The organism is Geminicoccus flavidas (genome assembly GCF_009806515.1).
In the GTDB taxonomy this organism is placed as follows: domain Bacteria; phylum Pseudomonadota; class Alphaproteobacteria; order Geminicoccales; family Geminicoccaceae; genus Geminicoccus; species Geminicoccus flavidus.
Map to the genome: position 1 here is coordinate 1 of NZ_WUJP01000881.1, position 427 is coordinate 427.

General features: G+C 63.0%; 1 protein-coding gene. It reads right to left on the reverse strand.

What is annotated here, in order from left to right:
* Positions 1–115: 115 nt before the first annotated feature.
* Positions 116–427: hypothetical protein (locus EQG76_RS25125; RefSeq protein ID WP_235031557.1), on the reverse strand; the 312-nt coding region annotated here is incomplete at its 5' end.

Genomic DNA, 427 nt, shown 5'->3' on the forward strand with positions numbered 1-427 from the left:
GTACGTATCGTCACCCAGCCCAGATACGCTCACGTCTGACATTCACCAGCTTTGGCGACAGAGCCTAGGATACGGGATGGGCATCTTGCCCATCCCGCCGATCCTGCTGGGTTGATCAGCCGAAGAACGCTTGGCCGGGCGTCGTCGAATCGATGTCGGCCGCAGTCAGCGTGGTGACCCCGAACAGGGTGATCGTGCCGGTGGTGGGCACGAGCTGTTGGAAGTCGAAATGCTCTGCGTTGATCATCAGCGACGTCTTGGTCTGCCCGCCGTGGTCGACAGCCTCCAAGGAAACGCCGGCATCGCCGATGCCGAGCGTGCCGTTGCCGTCGGTGTCGAGGTCCTGGAAGGTGGCGAGATAGGTGCCGCCGCCTGAGCCATCCGGGTTCCGCTCCGCCTGGAAGCGGATCAACAGCTTGTCCTGTCC